Here is a 25,563-nt window from a genome sequence, read left to right on the forward strand (position 1 = left end):
CCGGCCCAGCCGTCGATCGAACCCTTGCGCTGTCGATCTCCATGCTGGACCGGACGGGGAGTCCGTGCCGGGGCCTGTGGATTACCGCCGGGTTGTGGACAACCCGCTCACCCCCGTGGCGCGCGTGGCTCCCGCGCCCACCACCGCCGCGTACTGTTCCCGCACTTCGCGATAGCGCAGCAACTCGGCCGCCAGCGGATCGAGGACCTTGGCCCGCCCGCAGGCCGCGGCGGCCTCCCTGAGCCTGCGTTCGGCCTCCTGCCCGTAGCGCCGCCCGGGCCCGCGCGCCGCCACCGCGCACGCCCACTCCACCAGCGGCCCCCCGACCACGCCCGCCAGCATCACCAGCGCGGGCACCACGAGCCCCGGTGCGAGCACCCCGAGGATCTGGCCCAGCAGCCAGAGCCCGCCCACGATCTGAATGGCCGTCATCACCATCTGGGCCAGCACGGCCGCAGGCCACCATGGCGGCCTGGGAGAGGCGCCGCGCTCCAGCTCCTCCCGCACCGCGAGCTCGTCCAGGGCCTCCGCAAGCCCCTCCGCGCCCCGTACCGCCGCCTCGCGCACGGACTGCGCCCAGGGCGCGGGAAGCCCCGCGGTGGCGTGGTCGGCGACCGTACGCACCGCCTGCTCGACGCGCTGGCGCGCGGTGACCTGCTCCTCGACGGGGGCATCGGGGCGCGGGCGCTGGGTGGCGGGGACGCGGATGCGGTCGTACCAGCGCCACAGCCGCAGCCACGGCGTCCCGCACGCGCGCTGGGCGCCCAGGCGCCATTCGCGTTCGGCCGCCTCCCCCGCAGCGGTGGCGCCGACCGCGCGGGCGAGGCGGTCGGCGAATTCGTCGCGGGCCCGTTCGCCGAGCCCGGGCCGGCCGTCGGCGACGTACAGCGGACGCAGTTCGGCCGCGGCCCGGTCCACGTCGGCGGCCAGTCTGCGGCCCGCCGCGCCGCGCTCGCGCACGAAGTGACCGAGCTGTTCGCGCAGTTCGGCGACGCCCTGGCCGGTCAGGGCGGACAGCGCGAGCACGCAGGCGCCGGGCTCGCCGTGCTCGCCGAGCGCCACGCCGTCCTCGTCGAGCAGCCGGCGCAGATCGTCCAGGACCAGGTCGGCTGCGTCGCCGGGCAGCCGGTCCACCTGGTTCAGGACGACGAAGCTGACCTCGGCGTGGCCCGCCATCGGGCGCAGATAGCGCTCGTGCAGCACGGCGTCCGCGTACTTCTCGGGGTCCACGACCCACACGATCGCGTCCACCAGGGCGAGCACCCGGTCGGCGGCCTCGCGGTGCGTGCCGAGCGCGGAGTCGAGGTCGGGCAGGTCCACCAGGACAAGGCCCTCCAGATCGCCGCCGCCCGCCGTCTCCAGCGGGCGCCTGCGCAGCCGGCCGGGGATGCCGAGCCGGTCGAGGAGCCCGGCGGCACCGTCGGTCCAGCTGCACGCGATGGGCGCGCCGGTGGTCGGCCGGCGCAGCCCGGTGTCCGAGATCTGGCTTCTGGCAAGGGCGTTGAAGAGGGTGGACTTACCGCTTCCGGTGGCGCCCGCGACGGCGACCACGGTGTGCCGCGCGGACAGGCGCTGGCGGGCGGACGCCTCGTCCAGCACCCGCCCGGCCTCCGCGAGCGCCTGCTCGTCGAGGCGCGTACGGGAGAGGCCGACCAGTTCGCGCAGTGCGTCCAGGCGTCCGCGCACCGCGCCCGCGTAGGGCCCGCCGATGGGTTCGAACGCGGCGTCCCGCGCCTGTTCGCCGTCCTCGGCGACGGATGACATCTCGCCGGGCTCGGCGGCGCGCCGCGCGATCAGCCCGTCGGCCCAGCGGTCCTCGACGTCCTGCGTCATGCCGCTTTCCTCTCCTTCTGCACCACGGACAGAGCGGCGATCAGCCCGGCCTGCGGCTCGGGTGTCACCTCAAGGGCGTCCAGCGGGGCGAGCCGCCGTTCGCGTTCGGCGCCGAGCACCTGGTCGATGTACGTGGCGACGAGCTCGCCGCCCTTGTCGCGCAGCCGCAGCGCGCCCTGGGCGCCGATCCGCTCGGCAAGACGCTCCCCCGCCCTGCGGGCCCTGCGGCCGCCGAGCAGGGCCGCGGCGAGCAGCGCGGCCACGGTCTCGGGATCGGGCGCCACCGAGCGTTCCATCTCCCGCACCTCGTCCTCGGCCAGCTCCTCCAGGACCCGCCGCCAGCGCCGCACCGCGAGCCCGATGCGGTCCTCGGGGTCCTGGTGGCGCCCGGCATCGGCGAACCGCCCCGCCGCCGGCTCCCGCGCCCAGGCCGCCCTGACCCGCTCGTCGGCGGCGGCCGCCGCGCACCGCAGGAGTTCGGCGAGGCTGTCCACGAGCGCGTCAAGGAGCTCGCCGGCGGACGCGCCGCCGGGGTGGGCGCGCCAGCGGGTGAGCGCGTCCCCGGCCAGCACCTCACCGGCCCGCAGGCGCCGCCGCACCCGCTCGCCCTCCTTGGCGTACGCGTCCTCGACCGCGCCGGTGAGGCGGACGGCGGCGGCGTACTGCGCGGCGACGGCCGAAGCGAGCTCCGGCATCCGGGCGTTGAGCGATTCGATGGCGCCGGACGCGGTGCGGGCGACGGCCTGCTGGCGGGCGGCGGGGTCCTGGCTGCGGTGGGTGAGCCAGGTGCGCAGCGCGGCGACGGCGGTGGAGGGCAGCAGGCCGTGCGAGGCGCCCGCGGATTCGGGCAGTTCGGGCACGGTGAAGCGCGGCACGTCGCCGAGCCCGGCGCGGGTGAGCAACGCGCCGTACTGCCGCGACACTTCGGCGAGCACCTGGTGGGGCACCCGGTCCAGGACGGTGATGAGGGTGGCGTCGTACTCCTTGGCGGTACGCAGCAGGTGCCAGGGCACCGCGTCGGCGTAGCGGGACGCGGTGGTGACCATGACCCAGACGTCGGCGGCGCAGATGAGTTCGGCGGCCAGGATGCGGTTGCTGACGATCAGTGAGTCGATGTCGGGCGCGTCCAGCAGGGCGAGCCCGCGCGGCAGCGTGGTGGCGGTCTCCACGCGTACGGTGCCGTCGTCGTCCCCGCCCGGAAGGTCCTCGGGTTCGGCGTCCTCGTGCTGCTGGGGCAGCCAGACGCGGGTGAGCCCGGGCAGCACCCGCACTCCGGCGAACCACTCCTTGTCGTCGGGGTGGCAGACGAGCACGGGCGTACGCGTGGTGGGACGCAGCACGCCCGCCTGGCTCACCCGGCGTCCCACAAGGGAGTTGACGAGCGTGGACTTCCCCGCGCCGGTGGAACCGCCGATGACCGCGAGCAGCGGGGCTTCGGGGTCGCGCAGGCGGGGCAGCAGATAGTCGTCGAGCTGTGCGAGCAGTTCGCCGCGGGTCTGCCGGGCACGTGGCGCCCCCGGCAGGGGCAGCGGGAGGCGCACGGCGGCGACACTGTCGCGCAGGGCGGAGAGTGCGTCGATGAGCTGAGGCCGTACGTCCAAGGTCACCACATGCGAAGAATGCCCAATTTTGGCGGCTTTTTGAAGCGTATGGCTACTTCCGCGCGCGTCCGTACGCCGCCAGGACGCACCGAACGGACAGATGGGACACAGGGGACGAGTGGGACGCAGGCATAACGAGTGCACAACACCCTGCGCCACGAGCGTCAAAACCGCTGCGGGATTCGCACCTGCCTGCGATTATCGGTTCGCTTCACCGAACCTCCACATCGTGCCACGCAGGTGAAGCAACCGGGACGAGGTGACAGGAGCCCTATCCTTGTCCCCGGCAAGGTCACCGGCCCGGGACCCGCCCCGGACCGACAACCCTGCCGCCCGGGACCCCAGCCCCACCGAGGCCCCGCCCGGCCCCCGTAGCTCAGTGGATAGAGCAGGCGCCTTCTAAGCGCTTGGCCGCAGGTTCGAGTCCTGCCGGGGGCGCATTTTTACGCAGGTCACAAGCGGCAACCGAGCCCTTCGCGAGATCACTCGCGGAGGGCTCCCTCCTTGCCCCGGGCGAGCCGCGCGTCCGACGGGCGGCCGGGAAAGGGATTCGGCTTCCTTTCCTCGCCTACTCCCTGCGCCCCTCACCCCCTCCACACCCACGGCCTCTCCAACCGCGATGTCCAATCCCGCCGCCACACGCTCGGATACCCGCGAGAGAGCGGAATGGAGCTCTCCGGACGGCGGGGTCGGCACCCAGTCGCGTCCTATTCGCCCGGGCCCGACCCCAAAGGCACGATGTGATGAATCTCGGCACGTTCAGAATTCAAGTATCTACGGAACGGCGAAGTCGCCGCCGGGCCGGACCGGGGACCTCTCCTGGGGCTGCCGCAGCGCGCTGCCCCGACGCTCGCCCCGGCGGCCGCCGCCCCCGAAGTCCCGTACCAGCAAGGGGCTTTGAGCGCGGGCCACGCGGTCGGTCGGCGGCCGGCCGGCGCCCCGCTGACCGGCGGAGTTGTCACGTTTCTGACGTGGGAACGCAACAGCCGTCCTATAGAACTCGAAGCCATCCCGAGCCTCCCTCCGATTCGCCGGGCCCGGCCCAAATCCCTTTGCCTGCCCGGGAATTACCGCAATAGCATCCCCAATGTCATGTACATCGGGGGACTTCTTCCGACAGACTCACGGATCAACGGCCCACCACGCGGCCGGAGTTGGTGAAGAGCGCGGGTTCCGCATGCGGTCATGAGTTGTACTGGAGGTACCGGTGTTCGCCCGTTTCCCCCGCCTCAGGGCGTCGCGTCCGCCGTCGGCCGGTCCGTGCGCGAGACCGGCCCGCGCGCATCGGCCGGACGCGGCCGCCCGGTCGCGCCGCTTACGCCGGGCCGTGGTGGACGGGGCGGGCTGATGGAGCCGGTGTACCACCCCGCCGGCGCGGACGGTGAGCTGCGCTCGGCCCTGACCGCCCTGAAGGTCGGCCGCTGGATGGCCATGCGTGATCTTCTGGCGGAGACCGGCGCGAACTGGCCCCTGCGGAGTTTCCGCACCCAGGTGCTCGGCATCAGGGCGGCCGGCTCGGACGTGACGGAGGCATGGCTGGCCGAGGAGCCGGACAGCTATGACGCACATGTGATGCTCGCCCGCGTGTCGGCCGAGCGCGCGCTGCGCTCGCACCACCAGCGGCACGCCGCCGCCCAGGACCTGGAGCAGCGAGCGCGGCGCGCGGCGCTCACCGCGGCCGGCCGCGAGCGGCGCGACCCGGTGCCGTGGCTGTGCCTGCTGGCCCTGGCCCAGATCGACGAGCGCGCCCTGCGCGGGGAGCACAGGGCGCGGGCGGCCGAGCCCATGCTGCCGCCCGGCCCGTGGGGTCTTCTGCACGAGGTCAATCAGCGCGATCCGGGCAGCCGGGAGGCGTACCACCGGGTGGTCCAGTTCCTGCTGGCCCGCCGGGCGCCGGAGTCCGCGGTCCTGGCGGACGTGGTCGACTTCGGCCGGTGGGTGGCGTCCTGGGCGCTCGAAGGCTCGCCCCTGCTCCTGCTGCCGCTGTACGCGCTCGCCGAGCGGTGCCGCCGCCAGAGCGACCAGCGCCGGACGGTGACCTGGCGCCTGCGCTGGGCGGAGGAGCCCGCGATCGGTTACACCCTTCGAGCGTTCCACTCCTGGTTCCTGCGCACGGATCCGGCCCGGTGCTCGGTGCTGGACCTCAACCATCTGGCCTGTGCCCTGTGGGCCGGGCACCAACTGGCGCAGGCCGACGCGGTGTTCGCGGCGATGGCGCCGTACGCCGCCCGGGAGCCGTGGGCCTCGGTGCACGACTACGGCAGCCAGCCGCGCGCGGCCGAGTCCTTGTTCCTGCGGGCCCGGGCCGAGTCGGCCGCCGCCGCCAAGCGCGCCCCGGACCACCGGGCCGCCTCCTGGGGGACCCGCGCTCTCGATTGACACGCACCGCCTGACACGCATCGCCTGACCCACACGCCCCGCCCTCGGACGGGCTCACCGTCCGCTCTCGGACGAGCTCACCGTCCGCACACGTTCTCCGCGCCTGGAGGTTCCTTCATGTCTCGCCCGTCCCACCATCGCGCCGCCGGGGCCCACTCCGACGACCTGGTGCTGCGTGAGCTGGGTTACACGCCGCAGTTGTCGCGCCGCATGACCGGTTTCGGCAACGCGGCCATCTCGTTCTCCGTGATCAGCGTCCTGTCCGGGTGCATGACCCTGTACGGGTTCGGGCTGACGACCGGCGGACCCGCGGTCATGATGTGGGGCTGGGTGATCGTCGGCGTCATGGTGCTGTTCGTCGGCGCCGGCCTGGCCGAGGTCACCTCCGCCTATCCCACGAGCGGCGCCCTGTTCTTCATGGCGCACAAGCTCGGCGGCAAGAAGTGGGGCTGGTACACCGGCTGGCTCAACCTGCTCGGTCTGCTCGGCGCGATCGCCGGGATCGACTACGGGTGTGCGCTGTTCACCGGCGCGCTCCTGAACCTCCAGTTCGGGTTCGCGCCCACCCCGCGGAAGATCATCCTGATCTTCTGCGCGATCCTGCTGCTGCACGCGGTGCTCAATCTGCGCGGGGTGCGCCTGGTCAATCTCCTCAACGGCATCAGCGTGTGGTGGCACCTGGTGGGGGTCGCCGTCATCGTGGCCGCCCTCGCCGTCGTACCCACCCACCACCAGTCGGCCCAGTTCGTGTTCACCAAGTTCGTCAACGACACCGGCTGGTCGAGCAATCTGTACGTGGTCATGATCGGGCTGCTGCTCGCGCAGTACACCTTCTCCGGTTACGACGCCTCCGCGCACCTGTCGGAGGAGACCGCCAACGCGCAGGTCGCGGCCCCTCGGGGCATCATGCGGGCCATCACCTGGTCGTGGGCGGCCGGGTTCGTCCTGCTCGCGGGCCTGACGTTCGCCATCCAGGACTACGCGGGCACCCAGGGCACCGACACCGGTGTCCCGCCGGCGCAGATCTTCCTCGACGCGCTCGGTCCCGGCGGGTCGAAGGCGCTGCTGCTGGTCGTGATCGTCGCCCAGTTGTTCTGCGGCAACGCCGAGACCGCCGCGGCCTCGCGCATGATCTTCGCGTTCTCGCGTGACAACGCGCTGCCCGGCTCCCACCTGTGGCAGCGGGTCACGGGCGGCACCCCCAGGGCCGCCGTGTGGCTCTCGGTCGGGGTCGCCGCGGTCATCGCGCTGCCGTCGCTCTACAGTCCCACCGCGTACGGCGCCGTCACCGCGATCAACGTCATCGGCATCACGCCCGCCTACGCCATCCCCATCTTCCTGCGGGTCAAGAACCGGCGCCGCTTCGTGCCCGGGCCCTGGCACCTGGGCCGCTGGGGTGTGCCCATCGGCGTCGTTGCGGTGGTCTGGGTGGCGTTCGTGACCGTGCTGTTCTGCCTGCCCCAGACCCGCCCGGCCACGGGTGGCCTCATGACCGTGGACACGTTCAACTACGCGCCCGCGGCCCTGGTCGTCATGCTCGTGCTGGCCGCCCTGTGGTGGCGGATCGCCCGTCGCGGCTACAGCGTGCCGGCCGCCGCCGTCGACCACGACATGGCCGACCTGGAAAGCGACGTCATCTGATGCCGAACCGTCCCCCCATGGGCCCGCTGCCCCACGTGCCCGCGCCCGCCCCGCACGCCGCGAGCGGTGGGCGGGGCCCGCGGACCGGCCGGCTCGACCTCGAAGAGCTGCGCTCGGCCGTGAACCGGGGCCGCATCGACACCGTGCTGCTCGCGCTGCCCGATCTCCAGGGCCGCCTCAAGGGCAAGCGGTACGGCGCGGCCCACTTCCTCGACCGGGTGGCGGGCGGCCACGCCGACATGTGCGCCTACCTGCTCGCCACCGACGCCGCGATGAACCCGGTCGACGGATTCGCGCTCACGTCCTGGGAGAACGGGTACGCCGACCTGGTTCTCGCCCCGGATCTGAGCACGCTGCGGATGATTCCGTGGCAGCGTCGGACGGCCGTCCTGCTCGGCCACGCGCTCACCGCGCGCGAGCACCGGCCGCTCGCGGTGGCCCCGCGCCAGATGCTGCTCGACCAGATCGCGCGCCTGGCCGCCCACGGCCTGTACCCCATGGCCGGGCTCGAAAGTGAGTTCCTGCTGTACGAGGGGGTGTTCGGCGAGACCCCGCGCATCGGGGACGGCGGCCTGAAACCGGTGACCGCCACGAACCTCGACTACGCGCTCGACCACCCGCCCGTCCTCGACCGTTTCCTGCGCCGCCTCCAGTCCGCCCTGGCCGGCGCCGGATCCCCGGTGGAGGCCGTCAAGACGGAGGCCGCGCCGGGACAGGTGGAAGTGACGTTCCCCTACGGTCCCGTCCTTGAGGCCTGCGACACCCATGTGCTGTTCAAGCACGCGGTCCGCACCCTCGCCGGCCGGGCCGGGCTGACCGCGACGTACATGGCCGCCCCGCAGACCGGCGTGGCCAGCGGACTGCACGTGCACGTCTCGCTGTGGCGCTCCGGCGACCCCGCACTCGTCACCCTCGACGGCGACCTGTCCGACATCGCGCGCCACGCGATCGGCGGGCTCGTGGAGGCGCTGCCGCAGCTGGCCCCGCTGTACGCCCCGAACACCAACTCCTACCGCCGGTTCGCCCCCGGCTCGTTCGCCCCGACCGGGACGACCTGGGGTTACGACAACCGGACGTGCGCCATCCGCGTCGTCGGCCGGGGCAGCGGCCTGCACCTGGAGGTACGCGTCCCGGGCGCCGACGCGAACCCGTACCTGGCGGCCTCGGCCGTCCTGGCCGCCGTCTGTCACGGCCTCGACCGGAATCTGACACCCCCGCCACCCCAGAGCGCCAACGCCTACCTCGCCCAGGACGCCCCCTCGCTGCCGCTCACCCTCGACGAAGCCCTGGCCGCCTTCCGCGAGAGCCCCCTCGCGCAGCAGGCGTTCGGCCCCGAAGTGGTGTCGCACTACGCCCACTTGGCTCAGGTGGAACTCGCCCACCAGCGCCACGCGGTCCCGGACACCGAACAGAACCGCTGGTTCACCCAGGCCTGACGGCCCGACGGGGGGCGCGCAGAACCACACGCCCCACGCACGCCCCGCCCCGCGCACGCGGCCCGCCCCGCGCTCACAGCACGGGCGGCCGCCCCAGCCGGGTCATCCGCCACACCGTGCCCCACCCCATGGGCCGACGCACCCCGCACGGCTGCCGCCAGCCCTCGACGAACCCACCCCACCACGCCCTGAGGCCGGGCAGTGACCGGGTCCGAAGAACGGTCAGCAGGATCCATACGCCCAGATGGACCGGGATCAGCGGGGCGGGAAGCCGGCGCCGCGCCAGCCAGACGCGGTTGCGCGCGGTGTAGCGGTAGTGGCCCGCGTGCCGCGCGGGGGACGTCCTCGGGTGCTGGAGGACCAGCTCCGGCTCGTAGCGGATCTTCCAGCCCGCGTCGAGCGCGCGCCACGCCAGGTCGGACTCCTCGTGCCCGAAGAAGAACTCGGCGGGCCACAGGCCGATCCCCCGCAGCATGGGCACCGAGAAGGCGTGGCCGCCTCCGAGGAACGCGGTCACCGGACCGCCCCGCATCGGGTCACCGGCGCGCAGCCGGGGCACCCAGCGCCGCTCGGTGTGCCCGTGCTCGTCGGCGACCCGGAACCCGACGATCCCCAACTCGCGCTCCCGCGCGAACAGTTCACGCACCCGGCGGAACACGTCGTCGGCGATGAGCAGGCCGTCGTCGTCCAGTTCGACGACGACGTCGGCCTCGTCCGCGTCGAGCAGGGCCCGCAGGCCCACGTTGCGGCCGCCCGGACACCCCAGGTTCTCGGCCAGCGGGATCTTGAGCGCGTCCGTGGCGACTTCCGTGAGCGAGGTCGCGTTGCCGACCAGGACCACCCGGGCCGCCGGCACGTCCTGCTTCTCCACCGAGGCCAGCAGGGCCTGAAGCTCCGCAGGACGCGTGCCCATCGTCACGATGACGACCCCGAGCCGCAGCGGGGGCGCGGACGGCGACGAGGATGAGGACGGGGGTGCGGAGGGGGACGGCGACGGAAACGTGGATGGGGGCGGGGACGAAGACGGGGACGGGGTCATGGCGCGGGCTCCAGCGGTCGACTGAGCCACGATGCTAGTTGGGGGGCGACGCCTGATCGCGGTTCGGCCCCGGCGGCCGCGCCTCACGGCTGCGGCGGCTCGCCGCCCAGCTCGCGGTACACGCCCTTCGTCTCGTCGGCCGTCAACGCCGGTCCTGGCAACGGGTGTTGGGCCGTGGCGCGGAAGCCGTCCAGGAGGAGGGCCAGGTGGCGGCGCCAGGAGCCGGGGCGGACTCTTTCGATCGCGTACAGGGAGCCGCCGAGCGCGCTGAGGGCGAAGAGCAGGTCCTCCGGGACGACGTCGGTGCGCAGCTGTCCGGCGGCTGCGGCCCGGCGCATCAGTTCGCTCTGCGTGGCGTAGTTGTGGACGTGGATCGCGTCCAGGGTCGGCGCGCCCTCGATGCCGGTGGTCATCAGGTCGCCGATCCCCCGGTCCCGGGCGAGCAGCGCGCACACGCCCTCCAGGTACGTGGTGAGCGCGCCCCACGCGTCCTCGGCCGCCAGGGCCCGCTCGCCCGAGGCCATCACCTCGGTGAGGTCGTCGTGGAAGACGGCCTCCACCAGGTCGCCCCGGGTCGGAAAGCGCCGGTACAGGGTGGCGTTGCCCACCCCCGCGCGCTTGGCGATCTCGTCGAGGGGCACGTTGATCCCCTGCTCGGCGAAGAGCGCGCGGGCCGCCGCGACCAGGAGGTCCCGGTTGCGTGCCGCATCACGCCGCAGGGGCGGGGACTTCTTCTCGCTCTTGGGCCGCACCATGGCTCCCGACCCTATAGCAGCAGGTGGGGCGCCCCTTCCCGGCTAGTTCGGGCTGTACGTCCATTCCGGCTGCCAGGCCGGGCCGATCAGGCGGGCCCGCCCCGGACCCGTCACCAGGCGTACGCCCACCGTGCCGGCCAGACCGTGCCGCAGCCGGGCGCGGGCCAGAGCGACCAGGGCGGCCGGGCCGTACTTGTCGATCAGCGCCACCCGGTAGCGGACGCTTCCCCGCGCGTCCAGGAACACCGGCCGCACCCGCAGGGCCCCGGACCCCTTCCCGTCCGCGACCAGAACCCGTGAGCCCGCGCGGCGGCGGCCGGCCAGCGGTGAGTCCGCCCGCAGGAGGACGCCGAGGGCGTGGCCGTCCCGTACCACCCAGGTGGCGTCGGTCGTCGCGGCCCCGTCCGCGTCGTAGGTTGTCACCAACAGGCGTCGTGCGTCGGCGAGTTGGCCGGTTCGTGGCGTACGCGACGACATTCCCGTACGGTTCACCGCCCGGCGCCCTCGTGCCCGGAATGACCCGCGTGCCCCCCGTGCCCCGCCACCAGGCGTTCGCGCTCCTCCCGCGTCGCCTTGGCGACCTGGCCGCCCCCGCCGAAGTAGGCGCGGGACAGCCGGGCCCGCAGCGACCTGCCGTCGGCGGCCGGCCGGTACTGCTCGTGCGCGGTCAGGAGGTGGACCCGCGCCGCCGGCAGCGGCTCGTGCGCCTCCACGTACTCCCCGTGCGGCAGCTTCTTGATGACGCCGGTCTCCCTGCCGTGCAGCACCAGATCGCGGTCGCGCCGTTGCAGGCCGAGGCACCAGCGCCGGGTGATCTCGAAGACGAGCACGGGCGCCACGAAGAAGCCGACGCGGACCGCCCAGGTCATCGCGTTGAGCGAGAGGTGGAGGTGCGTGGCGAACAGGTCGTTGCCGCCGCCGACCAGGGTGACCAGATACAGGCTGATCCAGGCGGCGCCGAGCGCGGTGCGGACGGGCGCGTTGCGCGGCCGGTCCAGGAGGTGGTGCTCGCGGGCGTCCTTGGTGATCCACGCCTCGACGAAGGGGTAGACCGCGATCAGGCCGAGGACCGCGTGGTCCGGAAAGATCTTGCGCATGTTGTCCTTGGCGAGCCGGTGCAGCCCCACCCGCCCGTCCGCCCAGTCGGCGATCCGCTCTCCACGCCCTGCCACCGCGAACTCCCTTGCTCCAGCACGCCCCCGGACGGGAACGCACACGCCGAACAGCAGGGGAGCGCCCTGCGGGGCCGCGCCACCGCGTCCCCATCGGTCTGACCGGGGAGAATTCCCCACTTGCGGTGCGCCTGCCCGGGGGACCCGGGGAGGGCTGGGGACGGGGAGGGCTTTGTAAGCTCGATGGGGCGCACCCACCCCGAGCCGTACCCCGTAGGCGCGGCCCCGCGAGAGGAATCACCATGACCACCGAGCTGAGCTCCGACGCCCTGGCCGGGCTGCTCGACCGGGCCCGGAAGGACTACGAGGCGCTGGCCGCCCGCGGTCTCAAGCTCGACCTCACCCGGGGCAAGCCCGCGCCCGAACAGCTCGACCTCAGCGAGGACCTGCTGAGCCTGCCCGGCGGCCGCCACACCGCCGCGGACGGCACCGACGTACGCAATTACGGCGGCCTCCAGGGCCTCATGGAGCTGCGGGAGATCTTCGCCGGGGTGCTCCAGGTGCCGGCCGGGCAGCTGCTGGCCGCGGGCAACTCCAGCCTTGAGCTCATGCACGACTGCCTGGTGCACGCGCTGCTCAGCGTCCTGCCCGGCGCGCAGCGGCGCTGGGCGGACGAGGAGCGCGTGGCCTTCCTGTGCCCGGTGCCCGGCTATGACCGGCACTTCGCGCTGTGCGAGCGGTTCGGCATCGAGATGATCCCGGTGCCGATGACCGACGCGGGCCCGGACATGGACGTCGTGGAGCGCCTGGTCGCCGAGGACGCGGCCGTCAAGGGCATCTGGTGCGTGCCGAAGTACAGCAACCCGAGCGGCGTCAGCTACAGCGACGAGACCGTGGCGCGCCTGGCCCGCATGGAGACCGCGGCCCCCGACTTCCGCGTCTTCTGGGACAACGCCTACGCCGCGCACCACCTCACCGATGAGCCCGTGGAGATCGCCGACCTCCTCGGCGCGTGCGCCGGGGCCGGTCACGAGGACCGCGCGTTCGTCTTCGGTTCCACCTCGAAGATCACGGCGGCGGGCGCGGGCGTCGCGTTCTTCGGCGCCTCGCCCGCCAACGTGCGCTGGCTGCTCGCCAACAACTCCAAGCGCTCGATCGGCCCGGACAAGGTCAACCAGCTGCGCCACGTGCTGTTCCTGCGCGACGCGGACGGCGTACGGGCCCACATGGAGCGCCAGCGCGCCCTGCTGGAGCCCAAGTTCGCCACCGTCCAGCGGATCCTGGAGAGCGAGCTCGGCGGCACGGGCCTGGCGTCCTGGACGGTCCCCAAGGGCGGCTACTTCGTCACGCTCCAGGTGCCGGACGGCTGCGCCAAGGAGGTCGTGGCGCGGGCCGGCGCGGCGGGCGTGGTGCTGACCCCGGCCGGCGCGACGCACCCCTACGGCGACGACCCCCAGGACGCCACCATCCGCATCGCGCCCAGCTACCCGGACCCGGCGGAGCTGGAGCAGGCGATCCTCGGGCTCACCGCGTGCGTGCGGCTCGTCGGGTACGAGAAGCTGCTCGCCGCCTGATCCGTCCGCCCGCACCGCGCCCGCGAGGACCCCGGGTCTACGACACGATGTCCTTGCGGGCGAAGCCGCGGAAGGCCAGCGCGAACAGGACGAGCGCGTACGCGACGGAGACCGCCGAGCCCTTCAGCATGCCGCCCCACTCCAGGTGCGGCTGGAGCGCGTCGGCCCAGGCGAACTGCCAGTGCGCGGGCAGGAAGTCGCGCCAGTCGCCGAGCGCGGTCACCGCGTCCAGGACGTTGCCGACGATGGTCAGGCCGACCGCGCCGCCGACCGCGCCGAGCGGCGCGTCGGTCCGGGTGGACAGCCAGAACGCCAGCGCGGCGGTGACCAGTTGGGACACGAAGACGAAGGTGACCGCCGCCGCGAGGCGGGGCAGCGCTTGGCCCGCGCCGAGCGCGCCGCCGGTGGGGATCTCCAGCGGCCCCCAGCCGTAGAACGCGGTCCCCGCCGCGAGCGCCACCAAAGGCAGCAGCACGATCGCCGCCGCGCTGAAGGCGAGCGCCACCGCCAGCTTCGACCACAGCAGCCTGGCCCGTGGCACGGGCGCCGCCAGCAGATAGCGCAGCGAGGACCAGCTCGCCTCGGAGGCGACGGTGTCGCCGCAGAACAGCGCGACCGGCACCACCAGCAGGAAGCCCGCCGAGACGAACAGGCACGTCGCGGCGAAGTTGGCGCCGGACGCGGTGGCCGTGTCCATCAGGGTGATCCGGCCGTTCCGGCTGCTCGGGGTGCCGCCGATGGCGAAGGCGATGATCAGGACGAAGGGCAGCGCGCCGAGCACCGCGCCCATCACCAGGGTGCGCCGGCGTTTGAGCTGGCGCAGGGCCTCGACGCGCAGGGGCAGGGTGCGCCCGGGCCGGTAGCCCGGCGCGGTCTCTTCCGCCGGGGACTCCATCAGGGTGCTCACGCGGTCCCTCCGATCAGGGTGAGGAAGGCGTCCTCCAGGCGGCGGTGCGGCCCGACGCCGGTCAACCGCACGTCCAGGCGCAGCAGTTCGGCGATGAGCTCGGTCGTGCTCGCCCCGTCGAGACGGATCAGGAGGCCGTCGTCGGTGACCAGCGCCGAGCCGATGCCGGGCAGCGCGGCCACCTTGTCGACGACGGCTTCGGGGACCTTCTCGGCGGTGGTGACGAGCAGGGTGTCGCTCGCGCCGGTGATCTCGGCGACCGGGCCTGCCTGGACGAGGCGGCCCCGGTCCATGACCACCAGATGCGTGCAGGACTGCTCGACCTCGGACAAGAGGTGGCTGGAGACGATCACGGTGCGGCCGCCCTCGGCGTACCGGATCATCACGTCCCGCATCTCGCGGATCTGGGGCGGGTCGAGTCCGTTGGTCGGCTCGTCCAGGATCAGCAGGTCCGGCATGCCGAGCATGGCCTGTGCGATGGCCAGGCGCTGGCGCATGCCCTGGGAGTAGGTGCGCACGGCGCGCTGGAGGGCGTCGCCGAGGCCCGCGATCTCCAGGGCCTCCGCCATGCGGGCGTCCCCCGAGGGGCGGCCGGTCGCCGCCCAGTACAGCTCCAGGTTCTCTCGGCCCGACAGGTGCGGCAGGAAGCCCGCGCCCTCGACGAACGCGCCGACCCGGGACAGGACGGGCGAGCCCGGCCGGATGGCGTGCCCGAACACGCGGATCTCGCCGCCGTCGGGCCGGATCAGCCCCATGAGCATACGCAGGGTGGTGGTCTTGCCCGCGCCGTTGGGCCCGAGCAGCCCGAGGACCTGGCCCTTCTCGACCCGGAAGGAGAGCTCCCGTACGGCGTACCGGTCGCTGGACTTGGCGTACTTCTTGGTCAAGTCCGTGATCTGGAGCGGCACTTGGGCCAGCTCCGGATCGGGGGCCGGGGTGTGGGTGCGCCGGGTGATCAGGAGCGCCGCGCCGATGAGGGCGCCGGCGAGCGGCAGCCCCCACACCCACCAGGCGAGCCCCGCGGACGCGGTCCGCAGGGCGGGCACGGTGGGCACGCCGAGGGACGGGCCGTCCAGGGCGACGGTGTACGTGGCGGGTGCGGCCGGGGAGGCGAAGCCGAGGTCGGTGGCGGCGACGACCAGGCGCAGCCGGTGGCCGGCCTCGACGTTGTGGTCCACGGCGGGCAGCGTCAGCTCCACGCTCCTGCCGCCCTTCGCGCCGTCCACCCGCAGCGGCGCGACGAGCTGGGAGGGCAGCACCCGCTGCTTGCCGTCGGGCCCCACGTCGTACACCTTGCCGAACAGGATGGCGGTGTCGGTGCTCGACGTGACCTTGAGCCTGACGGTGGGTGACCCGGTGATGTGGAGGCCGGTGGTCAGCGGCGCCGAGTCGAACGCGGCGTACTGGCCGGGGAAGTCGAGGGAGAGGCCGACGCCGAGCGAGGAGAGACCCGAAAGGCCCGCCGCCCCCGCACCGAGGCCGGGCACCGCCGAGATCGCGGGCGGGGCGCCGCCCGGCGGGTTGCCGAAGCTCTGCTCGCGGCCGGTCAGCGCGACAGCCTCACGCCCGCTCGTGAGGCCGGGGTAGCTGCCGCTGGTGGCGCCCCTCAACTGGGCTGCGCCATCGGTGGAGTTGACGCCTCCGGTGCGGGTGACGCGGAAGGCGGGGCCGGTGGAGGCGCCCTTGTCGTCCTTGAGATAGCGGTCGAACCACTGGGTGACGCGGGCCTGGGTGCGGGCGCTCTCGCGGTCGCCGCCGTCATGGCCGCCGGCGATCCAGTCGACGGAGACCGGGGCGCCGTTGGCGGCGATCGTCTTCGCCATGGCGTCGGCCTGGCCGAGCGGGAAGAGCGAGTCGGTCTGGCCCTGCGTGATCAGCGCGGGCACCTTGATCCGGTCGCCGACGGCGGAAGGACTGCGTGACTCCAGGAGCTTGACGGCCTCCGGGTCCGGCTGCCCGGCGGTCGCCACCCGCTCGTACATCGCGCACAGTTCGGGCTGGAACTTCTGGCAGCCGCCCGCCGTGGAGACGAAGATGCCGGCCCACAGCTTCTTGTAGACGCCGCCGGGGAAGAAGACGTCGGCCAGGTTCCAGTACGTCATCTCCGGGGCGATCGCGTCGACGCGGTGGTCGTATCCGGCGGCGAGCAGCGAGATCGCCCCGCCATAGGACACGCCGGTGACGCCGACGCGCGGATCGCCCGGCTTGTCCAGCCGCACCTCGGGCCGGCGGGCCAGCCAGTCGATGAGCCGCGAGACGTCCTTGACCTCGAACGCGGGGTCGTTGATGCCGATCTTGCCGGTGGACTTGCCGAAACCGCGCGCGGACCACGTCAGGACCGCGTACCCGTCGCGCGCGAGCTGTTCGGCCTGGCCCTTCACCTCGTCCTTGCTGCCGCCGAAGCCGTGCCCGATCAGCACGGCCGGCCGCTTGTCCCGCGCGCCGCCCGCCGTGAAGAACGAGGTGTCGATCCTCGCTCCCGGCAGGTCGAGCACCTGGTCCTGGCGGTGCACGGCGCCCGCGCCCGACGCGTCGGCCGCGCCCCAGACGCCGGCGCCGGCCAGCACGGCAAGGACCGCCGCCGCCGCGGCCGCCCGCCACCGCCGTCTGCCCATCCTGATCTCCATCCCCCAACGGTATGCGCCCGCACCGACAACCGACGCGGCCCGGTGGGCACAGCGCGGCCCGGGGCTGCGCCCGGGTGCGCTCAGGTCCGTGCCCGGCTCAGAACGCCGTCTTGGCCAGCCACGTGTCCAGGACCGCCCGCTCGCCGAGTACTTCGACGGCCGGGGAGTCGGTGGGCAGGCGGCGGTAGAGGACACGCAGCACGTCGGTGAGGGGCCCGCGCACCACGGCCGTCGCCTTCTCGTGGGCGCGGCGCCAGGTGAAGCCGTCGTCGCCGATCTCGATGAACCACTCGGCGTCGGGAACGTCCGTGGCGTGCAGGTGCAGGGACTGTCCGGGCTCGCCGAGCTTGCCGCTGCTGCTCCTGAACGCACGGGCGAAGCTGAGGACGTCGAGCCATTCGTCGATGGCGTCGGCCGCGACGTCGGCGGGCGCGGTGAAGGCGGCGCCGAGTGCGCCGGCCGCGTCCGCCCGGTGCACCAGGGTCTCGTGGGTCATCCTGCGGGCCCAGAACGCGCTGGTCGTCGGGCCCGTCCAGGACCAGACCGGCACGTCGGTCCCGGCCTCGCGCAGGACCTTCGCGCAGTTCTCGGCACCTTCGGCGAGCCAGGCGTCGAGGGCGGCCGGATCGTCGCTGTCGGGACCGGCCGCGCCGGGCACCTGGTCCGGCGGGAACGGCTCGGTGGCCTTGGTGCGGACGATCTCGGTGGACCAGCGGTGGGCCCCGCCCACGTGCCGGGCGAGCTGGCGCAGGGTCCACTCGGGACAGGTCGGTACGGGCGCCGAGAGGTCGGCGCCCGCGAGGTGGGACCGCAACTCGGCGCTCTGGCGGACGATTTGGTCGCAGTACGTCAGGTGTTCCAGGGTCATGGCGACACCCTAGGCAACGCCTCAGGCGCGGGCGTTCGCGGGGAGGCCGGCCTCGCTCTCGGGGAGGCCGGCCTCGCCCTCGTCCAGACCCATCTCGTCCTCGGGGATGCTGACGAGCCAGCGGGTGTCGCGGCGCGGCCGCAGGTACAGCGCCCAGTACAGGGTGGCCGCGGCGGTGATGCCGCCGGTCCACACCAGGTAGCGGGTCTCCTGCTGGGTGAGGATGTAGGCGAGTACGGCGATGAGCAGCACCGGGACCGCGGGCCACAGCGGCATGCGCCAGGCGGTGGCGTGCTTGTGGGCGCCGCGCCGGCACAGCAGGGCCGCGACGGCGACCAGCAGGTACATGGCGGTGACGGAGACGCCGGTGACGCCGTAGAGGGTGTCGAGGTTGACGAAGCACAGGGCCGCGCCGGGGACGCCGACGAGGAGGGTGGCCACCCATGGCGAGCCGAAGCGGCCGAGCCGGGACAGGCCCCGGTTGACGGGCTCGGGCCAGGCCTTGTCGCGGGCGGAGGCGAACAGGACCCGGGAGTTCTGGATGACCATGACGATGCCCGCGTTGATGATGGCGAGGGCGACGCACAGGCTCACGAAGGTGCCGACCGCCGAGTTCGACCAGGCGTTGACCATGTCGCTCAGGTTGCCGCTGGTGAGGGTGGCGAGGTCGGGGGCGCCCAGCGTGATGGCCACAACGGGCACCAGGATCACGGCGGTTGAGATGGCGAGGGTGGCGAGCACGGTGCGGGCGACGTTGCGCCGGGGGTGCTCAAGCTCCTCGGAGAGGTAGACGGCGGTGGAGAAGCCCTGGGTGATGAAGAGGGCGATGGCGAGGCCGGACACCACCATCATCGCGGTGACCGTCGAAGTGGTGTGGCCGTCACCGGCGACCGTGCCGTGCACCAGGGCGGAGGCGCCCCGCTCGCTGTGGGCGAAGCCGAGGACGGCGACGACACCGGCCGCGATGACTTCGAGTACGAGGAAGATGCCGGTGATCCAGGCGTTGGCACGCAGGTCGAGCAGGCCGGCCAGGGTGGCGAGCAGCATGACCGCGCCGCCGGCGACGGGGGCCGGGATGTGCACGATCGGCGCGAGGTAGTCGGCGGTGCCCATCGCGATGACGGGCGGCACGATCATCACGACGAGCAGCGAGAGCACGAACACGAGCCAGCCCGCGAGCCGTCCGGCCATCGTGGAGACCATGGCGTACTCGCCGCCCGCGCTGGGGATCAGGGTGCCCAGCTCCGAGTAGCAGAACGCCACGGCGATACAGAGCAGCGAGCCGATGGCGATGGTGAGGGCGGTGTAGGTGCCGAGGGTGGAGAAGAGGTCGGGCACGACGACGAACAGCGTGGAGGCGGGGGTCACGCACGACAGCGTGAGCAGGGTGCCGCCCACGACGCCGATGGACCGCTTGAGCTTCTGTGTTTCTCGGGGGCTGGGTCCGGTCCCGGGGGCGAGCGCTTGGGGAGCGCTGAGCGTTTCCGTCATCGTGCGGGTTCCGATCGACTGGTGCGGAGTCCGGTCACCGGGAGCGGTATCGCCTCCAGAGGCGGGTGGTGAAGAGTTCGGGGCTCCCGGGGTGCCGTTATGCAATCCTTCGCAGAACCGCAGGTCAATAGGGGGTTACCTGCGGAATCCGAAGATCGGGACGCGGTTTACGCCGGTTTTCGGCGTCAAGGGGGCGTCAGGAACCAGGATCGGCCGGTACGGGAACCGTAGCTTCCGCATTGAAGTTCGTCGACAACTTTCCGCAGTGCGGACGCTTATGCCAGGCCGCGCCCGCTCCCCCGCCGCCCGCACCCCCAGCCACTCGGTCAGGTCAGCGCGGCCATCAGCGCCCGCACGGGGTCGGCGGGCTCGCGCGGGTGGACGATCTCGGTACGGTGCACGAGACGCGGCGCCGAGATCCGCACGGCGACCGTCCCCGCCACCTCCTCGGCGACCCGGGCCGCCACGGCGACGATCCCGTGCCCGGCGGCGACGAGCACCCCGAGCCCCGTCAACTCCGTTCCCGCATACGCCACTTGGCCCAGGAATCCGTCACTGCGGGCGGCCGCGCGCAGCTGCACCAGGGGCACGGCCGCGTCCGGGGCGTCGATCCAGCGGGCGTCCGCGAGATCGCCGAGACGCAGGGCGGGGCGGCCACCGAGAGGGTGCCCGGCGGGGAGCAGCACCACCAGGGGTTCCTCGGCGATCCCCCGCGTGATCATCGACCCCGCGTCGGGCAGCGGCAGCGGATCGCTGGGCGCGGCGGCGCCGGTGACCAGGCCGAGGTCGGCCGCGCCCGTCAGGACCGCCCGCACGCTCGCGTCCCGGCCAAGGACGCGCACCTCGACGGCGAGCCCGGGAACGGCCTGGCGCACGACGCCGAGCGCGCGGGCGAAGGCGGGGCTCAGCGCGTCGGGCGCGCAGGCGACGGCGAGCCGCGCGGGCCGCACCTCGGTGAGCCGGGCGAGGTCGGCGCGGGCCGCGTCGAGGCGGAGCAGCAGGGGGCGCGCGTGCTCCATGAGACGCGCCCCGGCCGGGGTGGGCTCCACCGGGCGGCGCCCGAGCAGCGGGGTGGCGAGGTCGGCTTCGAGCGCGGCGATGTGCTGCGACACGGCGGACTGGGTGTAGCCGAGTTCCCGGGCGGCGGTGGAGAACGAGCGGTGCTCGACGACGGCGACGAAGGTGCGCAGCAGATGCGGATCCATGGCATCAGTATCGCTAATGCGAAGTGCAGGCATCATCGTTGGACGTGATCCGGGCGAGCGGCCAGGCTTACGTGCATGAACACGACCCGTATCGCCCTGGTCGGCGACCGCTCCCCCGATGTCCGCTCCCACACCCGCGTCCCGCTGCTCCTGGACGCCCTGCGCGAGCGCGAAGGCCTCGACCTCGACGCGTACTGGATCCCGACCGAGGAGGCCGAGGAGCACGGCGTCGGCGGCTTCGACGCGGTGTGGCTGCTGCCGGGCAGCCCCTACCGCAGCGAGGCCGGGGCGCTGGCCGCCGTACGCACCGCCCGCGAGGAACGCATCCCCTTCCTCGGCACCTGCGCCGGGTTCCAGCACGCGCTCTTGGAGTACGCGCGCGACGTGTGCGGGCTGCACGGGGCCAGCCACGCCGAGAACACCCCGGACGCCGAGGACCCCGTGATCGTGCCGCTCGCCTGCTCACTGGTCGGCCACGAGGGGGCGATCACGCTGGAGCCGGGCTCGCTCGCGGCCGGGCTCCTGGGCGCCGAGCGCAGCCTGGAGCGCTACCACTGCAACTACGGCGCCGGCGCCGCCCACCTGGGCACCCTGCGCGCCCACGGCCTGCGCTTTTCCGGCACCGACACCGAGGGCGACGTACGCATCGCCGAACTCCCCGGCCACCCCTTCTTCCTGGCCACCCTCTTCCAGCCGGAACTGGCAGGAGACGGCCACCGCCCCCACCCCTTCGTCCGGGGACTGGCGGCGGCCGCGGTGGACCACGCGGGGGCGGCCGGGTGAGGGCGCTGCTCCTGGCCTACCTCAGAGCCTGCACGGTGGCGGGCGCCGAGCGGATGAGCCCGCTGGCGCCCGCCCACGCTCAGTGGTTCCGCGGGAACCCCAGGTCCACGCCCGTCGGGCCGTCCGCCGGGTCCGGCCAGCGGGTGGTGACCACCTTGCCGCGGGTGTAGAAGTGCGTGCCGTCGTTGCCGTAGATGTGGTGGTCGCCGAAGAGGGAGTCCTTCCAGCCGCCGAAGGAGTGGTAGCCCACCGGCACCGGGATCGGCACGTTGACGCCGACCATGCCGGCCTCCACCTCCAGCTGGAAGCGGCGGGCCGCGCCGCCGTCGCGGGTGAAGATCGCGGTGCCGTTGCCGAACGGCGAGGCGTTGATCAGCGCCAGGCCCTCCTCGTACGTCTCGGCGCGCAGCACGCACAGGACCGGGCCGAAGATCTCGTCGCGGTAGGCGTCGGCCGAGGTCGGCACGTGGTCCAGGAGGGACAGGCCGATCCAGTGGCCGTTCTCGAAGCCGTCGACGGTGTAGCCGGTGCCGTCGAGGACGACTTCGCAGCCCTGCGCCGCCGCGCCCTTCACGTACGAGGCGACCTTGTCGCGGTGGGCCGCGGTGATCAGCGGGCCCATCTCGGACGAGGGGTCGTTGCCGGGGCCGATCTTGATCTTCTCGGCGCGCTCGCGGATCTTCGCCACCAGCTCGTCGCCGATCGCGCCGACCGCCACGACCGCGGAGATGGCCATGCAGCGCTCGCCCGCCGAACCGTAGGCGGCCGAGACGGCGGCGTCGGCGGCCGCGTCGAGGTCGGCGTCCGGGAGCACCAGCATGTGGTTCTTGGCGCCGCCGAGCGCCTGCACCCGCTTGCCGTTGGCGGACGCGGTGGTGTGGATGTGGCGGGCGATCGGGGTGGAGCCGACGAAGGAGACGGCCGCCACGTCCGGGTGGGCGAGCAGCGCGTCGACGGCCGCCTTGTCACCGTGCAGCACGGTGAAGACGCCGTCGGGAAGCCCGGCCTCCGCCAGCAGTTCGGCGATCTTCATCGACGCCGACGGGTCCTTCTCGGACGGCTTCAGGATGAACGTGTTGCCGCACGCGATGGCGAGCGGGAACATCCACATCGGCACCATCGCGGGGAAGTTGAACGGGGTGATGCCCGCCACGACGCCCAGCGGCTGGCGGATGGAGGCCACGTCCACCCGGCTGGAGACCTGCGTGGACAGTTCACCCTTGAGCTGGGTGGTGATGCCGCACGCCAGGTCCACGATCTCCAGGCCGCGCGCGACCTCGCCGAGCGCGTCCGAGTGGACCTTGCCGTGCTCGGCGGTGATCAGTTCGGCGATCGCGTCCCGGTTCGCGTCCAGCAGCGCCCGGAACGCGAAGAGCACCGTGGTGCGCTGGGCCAGCGAGGACGTGCCCCAGGTCGTGTACGCCGCTCGCGCGATGGCCACCGCCCGGTCCACCTCCTCGGCGGACGCGAACGCGACCCGCGTGGTGACCTCGCCGGTCGCCGGGTCGGTCACGGGGCCGAACTCGCCCGACGTGCCTTCGACTGTCTTGCCACCGATCCAGTGGTGGACGGTCTTCGTCATGTCCAAGTGCTCCTTCACAGATGGCGGCGTCGGGCGGTGACGTGCCGTTCGTACTCCTCGCGGGCCGTGACCGCCGACTGACGGGTCGCGGTCTCGGCCACGGGCACATCCCACCACGCCTGGGCCGGGGGCGGGCCCGACACTGTGTCGGGCGTTTCGGTCTCCGCGTAGACACATGTGGGAACGTCTTGCGAGCGCGCCCACGCGAGGGCTTCTCGCAGGTCACGCACGGTTTCCGCGCGCCGCACCCGCATCCCGAGCGAGGCCGCGTTGGCCGCGAGGTCCACCGGCAGGGGCGCGCCGTCACAGGCGCCGTCCGCCCCCCGGAACCGGTACGCCGTGCCGAACCGCTCACCCCCCACCGCCTGCGAGAGCCCACCGATCGAGGCGTACCCGTGGTTGTTCAGGATCACCACCTTGATGGGGATGTTCTCCTGCACGGCGGTGACGATCTCGGTCGGATTCATCAGATACGTACCGTCGCCGACCAGCGCCCACACCGGCCGGCCTGGCGCGGCGAGGGCGACTCCGATGGCCGCCGGGATCTCATAGCCCATGCAGGAGTAGCCGTATTCGACGTGGTACTGATCGCGCGAGCGGGTCCGCCACAGCTGGTGGAGGTCGCCGGGGAGCGAGCCCGCCGCGTTGATCAGGATGTCGTCCCCGGTCACCAACGTGTCGAGTACGCCGAGGACTTGGGCCTGCGTGGGGCGCGCCGTCTCGGACGCCGGGGCGTACGCGGCCTCGACCCTGCGCTCCCACTCCCCCTTCAGGCGCGCGCACTCGGCCTCGTACTCCGCCGGTACGCGATGCCCCGTCAGCGCCTCGCGCAGCGCGGCCAGCCCGGCGCGGGCGTCGCCGGTCAGCTGCCGCCCGCCCATCTTGAGCGCGTCGGCGGGCCGGATGTTCAGGTTGATGAAACGGACGGCGGGGTTCTGGAAGAGGGTGGCGGACGCGGTGGTGAAGTCGGTCCAGCGGGTGCCGACGCCGAGCACCACGTCGGCTGCGCGGGCCAGCGCGTCGGCGGCGGCCGTGCCGGTGTGGCCGATGCCGCCGACGTCCTGGGGGTGGTCGTGGTCGAGGGCGCCCTTGCCGGCCTGGGTGCTCGCCACCGGGATGCCGGTGGACCGCGCGAAGGCGTCGAGTTCCTGCTGGGCGCGGGCGTGCCGCACCCCGCCGCCCACCACGACGAGCGGCCGCCGAGCCTCCGTCAACTCCCGTGCGGCCCATGCCAGTTCGTCCGGGTCCACGGCGGGCGCGCGGACCGGCCACACCCGTTCGCGGAAGAACTCCTCGGGCCAGTCGTACGCCTCCGCCTGGACGTCCTGCGGCAGCGCGAGCGTGACCGCGCCCGTGTTCGCGGGGTCGGCCAGGACGCCCATCGCGTTCAGGGCGGCCGGGATCAGCGCCTCGGGCCGGGTGACGCGGTCGAAGTAGCGCGAGACCGGCCGCAGGCAGTCATTGACCGACACATCGCCCGCGTACGGGACTTCGAGCTGTTGCAGCACCGGGTCGGCGGGCCGGGTGGCGAAGATGTCGCCGGGCAGCAGGAGCACCGGCAGGTGGTTGACGGTGGCCAGGGCCGCGCCGGTGACCAGGTTGGTGGCGCCGGGCCCGATCGAGGTGGTCACCGCGTGCGCGGAGAGCCGCCCCGACTGGCGGGCGTAACCCACGGCCGCGTGCACCATGGCCTGCTCGTTGCGGCCCTGGTGGAAGGGCATGGCCTCGGGCCCGGATTCGAGCAGGGCCTGCCCGATCCCGGCGACGTTGCCGTGCCCGAAGATGCCCCAAGTGGCGGCGATCAGGCGGTGGTTGACGCCGTCGCACGCGGTGTACTGGCGGGCCAGGAACGCGATCAGCGCCTGGGCGGTGGTGAGGCGGCGCGTTCTGCCGGTCACTGGTATCCCTCCGTGTGGTCGGGGTGGAAGGAGATCTTCCACTCCCGTTCCTGCCCCGGGCCCGCCATCACGTTCAGGTAGTACATGGCGTTGCCGGGCTGGGCGATCGACGGCCCGTGCCAGCCGTTGGGCACGAGCACCGCGTCGCCGGAGCGGACCTCGGCGAGCAGGTCCGCGCCACCGGGCCGGGACGGCGCGACGCGCTGGTAGCCGTAGCCGCCGGGGCGCTCGAACGCGAAGTAGTAGATCTCCTCCAGTACGCTCTCGCGGCCCGGCCGGTGCTCGTCGTGCTTGTGCGGCGGATACGACGACCAGTTGCCGCCGGGCGTGATCACCTCGACGGCGATCAGGCGCTCGCACGCGAAGGCGTCGGCGGCGGCGAAGTTGCGCACGGTACGGGCGGTGGTGCCCGAGCCGCGCGCTTCGACGGGCACCTCCGGCGCGGGGGCGTGGCGAGCGGGGAGTCGGCGCTCGCACCGCGCTCCTGTCAGCGCGAACCGGCCTCCCGCGCCGGAGGAGATCCAGGCGTGCGCGGCACGCGGGACGTAGACGAAGTCGGTGGGCCCGTCGAAGACGCTCTCGCGCCCCGCGAGGTGGAACTCCAGGCCGTCGACGCATACCGTGGCGCCGCCGCTGAGCGGCACCACGAGCCATTCGCTGTCCCCGGCGTCGAAGTGGTGCGAGCCGCCGGGCGGCAGGTCGAGGACGCGCAGCGAGGAGTAGTCCCAGCCGGCGCGTTCGGGGCCGATGTCGAGGGCGTACGGGGCGCGGGCCGATCCGCCCGCCCGTACCAGCAGTTCCTGGTGATCCATGCCCGATCCCTACCCTTCCC

18 protein-coding genes, 1 tRNA gene and 1 pseudogene are annotated in these 25,563 nt (G+C 73.2%); 6 read left to right on the plus strand and 14 right to left on the minus strand.

What is annotated here, in order from left to right; genetic code table 11:
* Positions 1–81 precede the first annotated feature (81 nt).
* Entirely contained in the window at positions 82–1,833 is a 1,752-nt protein-coding gene (locus ACFYM2_RS22565) for a GTPase (RefSeq protein ID WP_388838569.1), read from the minus strand.
* Entirely contained in the window at positions 1,830–3,434 is a 1,605-nt protein-coding gene (locus ACFYM2_RS22570) for a dynamin family protein (protein ID WP_358995220.1), read from the minus strand. Before ACFYM2_RS22570 ends, ACFYM2_RS22565 begins: the two co-directional genes overlap by 4 nt.
* 365 nt (positions 3,435–3,799) lie before the next feature.
* On the opposite strand from ACFYM2_RS22570, the gene ACFYM2_RS22575 reads away from it, so the two are divergent.
* The 4 genes from ACFYM2_RS22575 (at position 3,800) to ACFYM2_RS22590 (ending at position 8,890) form a co-directional block, all read left to right on the plus strand.
* Positions 3,800–3,872 (plus strand) — tRNA-Arg (locus tag ACFYM2_RS22575).
* 909 nt (positions 3,873–4,781) lie between these two features.
* Positions 4,782–5,813, plus strand: coding sequence for a hypothetical protein (locus ACFYM2_RS22580; protein ID WP_388838572.1), 1,032 nt, complete (start codon positions 4,782–4,784; stop codon positions 5,811–5,813).
* Between the two features lie 117 nt (positions 5,814–5,930).
* A complete protein-coding gene (locus ACFYM2_RS22585) occupies positions 5,931–7,454 on the plus strand; it encodes an amino acid permease (RefSeq protein WP_388838575.1) in 1,524 nt (507 codons plus the stop codon).
* 17 nt (positions 7,455–7,471) lie between these two features.
* Positions 7,472–8,890 carry a glutamine synthetase family protein gene (locus ACFYM2_RS22590; RefSeq protein ID WP_388838578.1) on the plus strand — a complete coding sequence of 473 codons (1,419 nt, stop codon included), beginning with the start codon at positions 7,472–7,474 and terminating at the stop codon, positions 8,888–8,890.
* 73 nt (positions 8,891–8,963) lie between these two features.
* On the opposite strand, the gene ACFYM2_RS22595 is transcribed toward ACFYM2_RS22590, so the two are convergent.
* The 4 genes and pseudogenes from ACFYM2_RS22595 to ACFYM2_RS22610 all read right to left on the minus strand — a co-directional run.
* Positions 8,964–9,803, minus strand: coding sequence for a glycosyltransferase family 2 protein (locus ACFYM2_RS22595; protein WP_388455372.1), 840 nt, complete (start codon positions 9,801–9,803; stop codon positions 8,964–8,966).
* A 209-nt stretch (positions 9,804–10,012) separates the two neighbouring features.
* Positions 10,013–10,684: a TetR/AcrR family transcriptional regulator gene (locus ACFYM2_RS22600; protein WP_388838581.1), complete on the minus strand. Its 672-nt coding sequence runs from the start codon at positions 10,682–10,684 to the stop codon at positions 10,013–10,015.
* Positions 10,685–10,726: 42 nt separating this feature from the next.
* Positions 10,727–11,107, minus strand: a complete 381-nt coding sequence (locus ACFYM2_RS22605; RefSeq protein WP_388838584.1) for a PPOX class F420-dependent oxidoreductase — start codon at positions 11,105–11,107, stop codon at positions 10,727–10,729.
* Between the two features lie 65 nt (positions 11,108–11,172).
* A pseudogene (locus tag ACFYM2_RS22610) lies at positions 11,173–11,754 on the minus strand (ubiquinol-cytochrome c reductase cytochrome b subunit); the annotation flags it as partial.
* Positions 11,755–12,098: 344 nt separating this feature from the next.
* On the opposite strand from ACFYM2_RS22610, the gene ACFYM2_RS22615 reads away from it, so the two are divergent.
* On the plus strand, positions 12,099–13,370 hold the full coding sequence (locus ACFYM2_RS22615) for an aminotransferase class I/II-fold pyridoxal phosphate-dependent enzyme (protein ID WP_358994961.1): 1,272 nt from the start codon (positions 12,099–12,101) through the stop codon (positions 13,368–13,370).
* A gap of 37 nt (positions 13,371–13,407) precedes the next feature.
* Here the strand turns inward: ACFYM2_RS22615 and ACFYM2_RS22620 are convergent, their stop codons facing one another.
* From ACFYM2_RS22620 to ACFYM2_RS22640, 5 genes are all read right to left on the minus strand, one after another.
* A complete protein-coding gene (locus ACFYM2_RS22620; protein ID WP_358995226.1) occupies positions 13,408–14,265 on the minus strand; it encodes an ABC transporter permease in 858 nt (285 codons plus the stop codon).
* A gap of 8 nt (positions 14,266–14,273) precedes the next feature.
* Entirely contained in the window at positions 14,274–16,904 is a 2,631-nt protein-coding gene (locus ACFYM2_RS22625; protein ID WP_388838588.1) for an alpha/beta fold hydrolase, read from the minus strand.
* 97 nt (positions 16,905–17,001) lie between these two features.
* Entirely contained in the window at positions 17,002–17,772 is a 771-nt protein-coding gene (locus ACFYM2_RS22630; RefSeq protein WP_388455382.1) for a maleylpyruvate isomerase family mycothiol-dependent enzyme, read from the minus strand.
* Positions 17,773–17,793: 21 nt separating this feature from the next.
* Positions 17,794–19,263 carry an APC family permease gene (locus ACFYM2_RS22635; protein WP_358994970.1) on the minus strand — a complete coding sequence of 490 codons (1,470 nt, stop codon included), beginning with the start codon at positions 19,261–19,263 and terminating at the stop codon, positions 17,794–17,796.
* A 326-nt stretch (positions 19,264–19,589) separates the two neighbouring features.
* Positions 19,590–20,468, minus strand: a complete 879-nt coding sequence (locus ACFYM2_RS22640) for a LysR family transcriptional regulator (RefSeq protein WP_388455386.1) — start codon at positions 20,466–20,468, stop codon at positions 19,590–19,592.
* 75 nt (positions 20,469–20,543) lie between these two features.
* On the opposite strand from ACFYM2_RS22640, the gene ACFYM2_RS22645 reads away from it, so the two are divergent.
* Positions 20,544–21,251, plus strand: coding sequence for a hypothetical protein (locus tag ACFYM2_RS22645; protein ID WP_388838591.1), 708 nt, complete (start codon positions 20,544–20,546; stop codon positions 21,249–21,251).
* Positions 21,252–21,330: 79 nt separating this feature from the next.
* On the opposite strand, the gene ACFYM2_RS22650 is transcribed toward ACFYM2_RS22645, so the two are convergent.
* The 3 genes from ACFYM2_RS22650 to iolB are packed head-to-tail and all read right to left on the minus strand — an operon-like array spanning position 21,331 to position 25,543.
* The gene (locus ACFYM2_RS22650; RefSeq protein ID WP_388838594.1) at positions 21,331–22,833 is read right to left on the minus strand and encodes a CoA-acylating methylmalonate-semialdehyde dehydrogenase; all 1,503 of its coding nucleotides are present in this window, start codon (positions 22,831–22,833) and stop codon (positions 21,331–21,333) included.
* Between the two features lie 14 nt (positions 22,834–22,847).
* Positions 22,848–24,731, minus strand: coding sequence for a 3D-(3,5/4)-trihydroxycyclohexane-1,2-dione acylhydrolase (decyclizing) (gene iolD, locus ACFYM2_RS22655; RefSeq protein WP_388838597.1), 1,884 nt, complete (start codon positions 24,729–24,731; stop codon positions 22,848–22,850).
* Positions 24,728–25,543, minus strand: coding sequence for a 5-deoxy-glucuronate isomerase (gene iolB, locus ACFYM2_RS22660; protein ID WP_358994985.1), 816 nt, complete (start codon positions 25,541–25,543; stop codon positions 24,728–24,730). Before iolB ends, iolD begins: the two co-directional genes overlap by 4 nt.
* Positions 25,544–25,563: the final 20 nt, after the last annotated feature.

This window comes from Streptomyces sp. NPDC006711 (assembly GCF_042869775.1).
GTDB lineage: Bacteria > Actinomycetota > Actinomycetes > Streptomycetales > Streptomycetaceae > Streptomyces.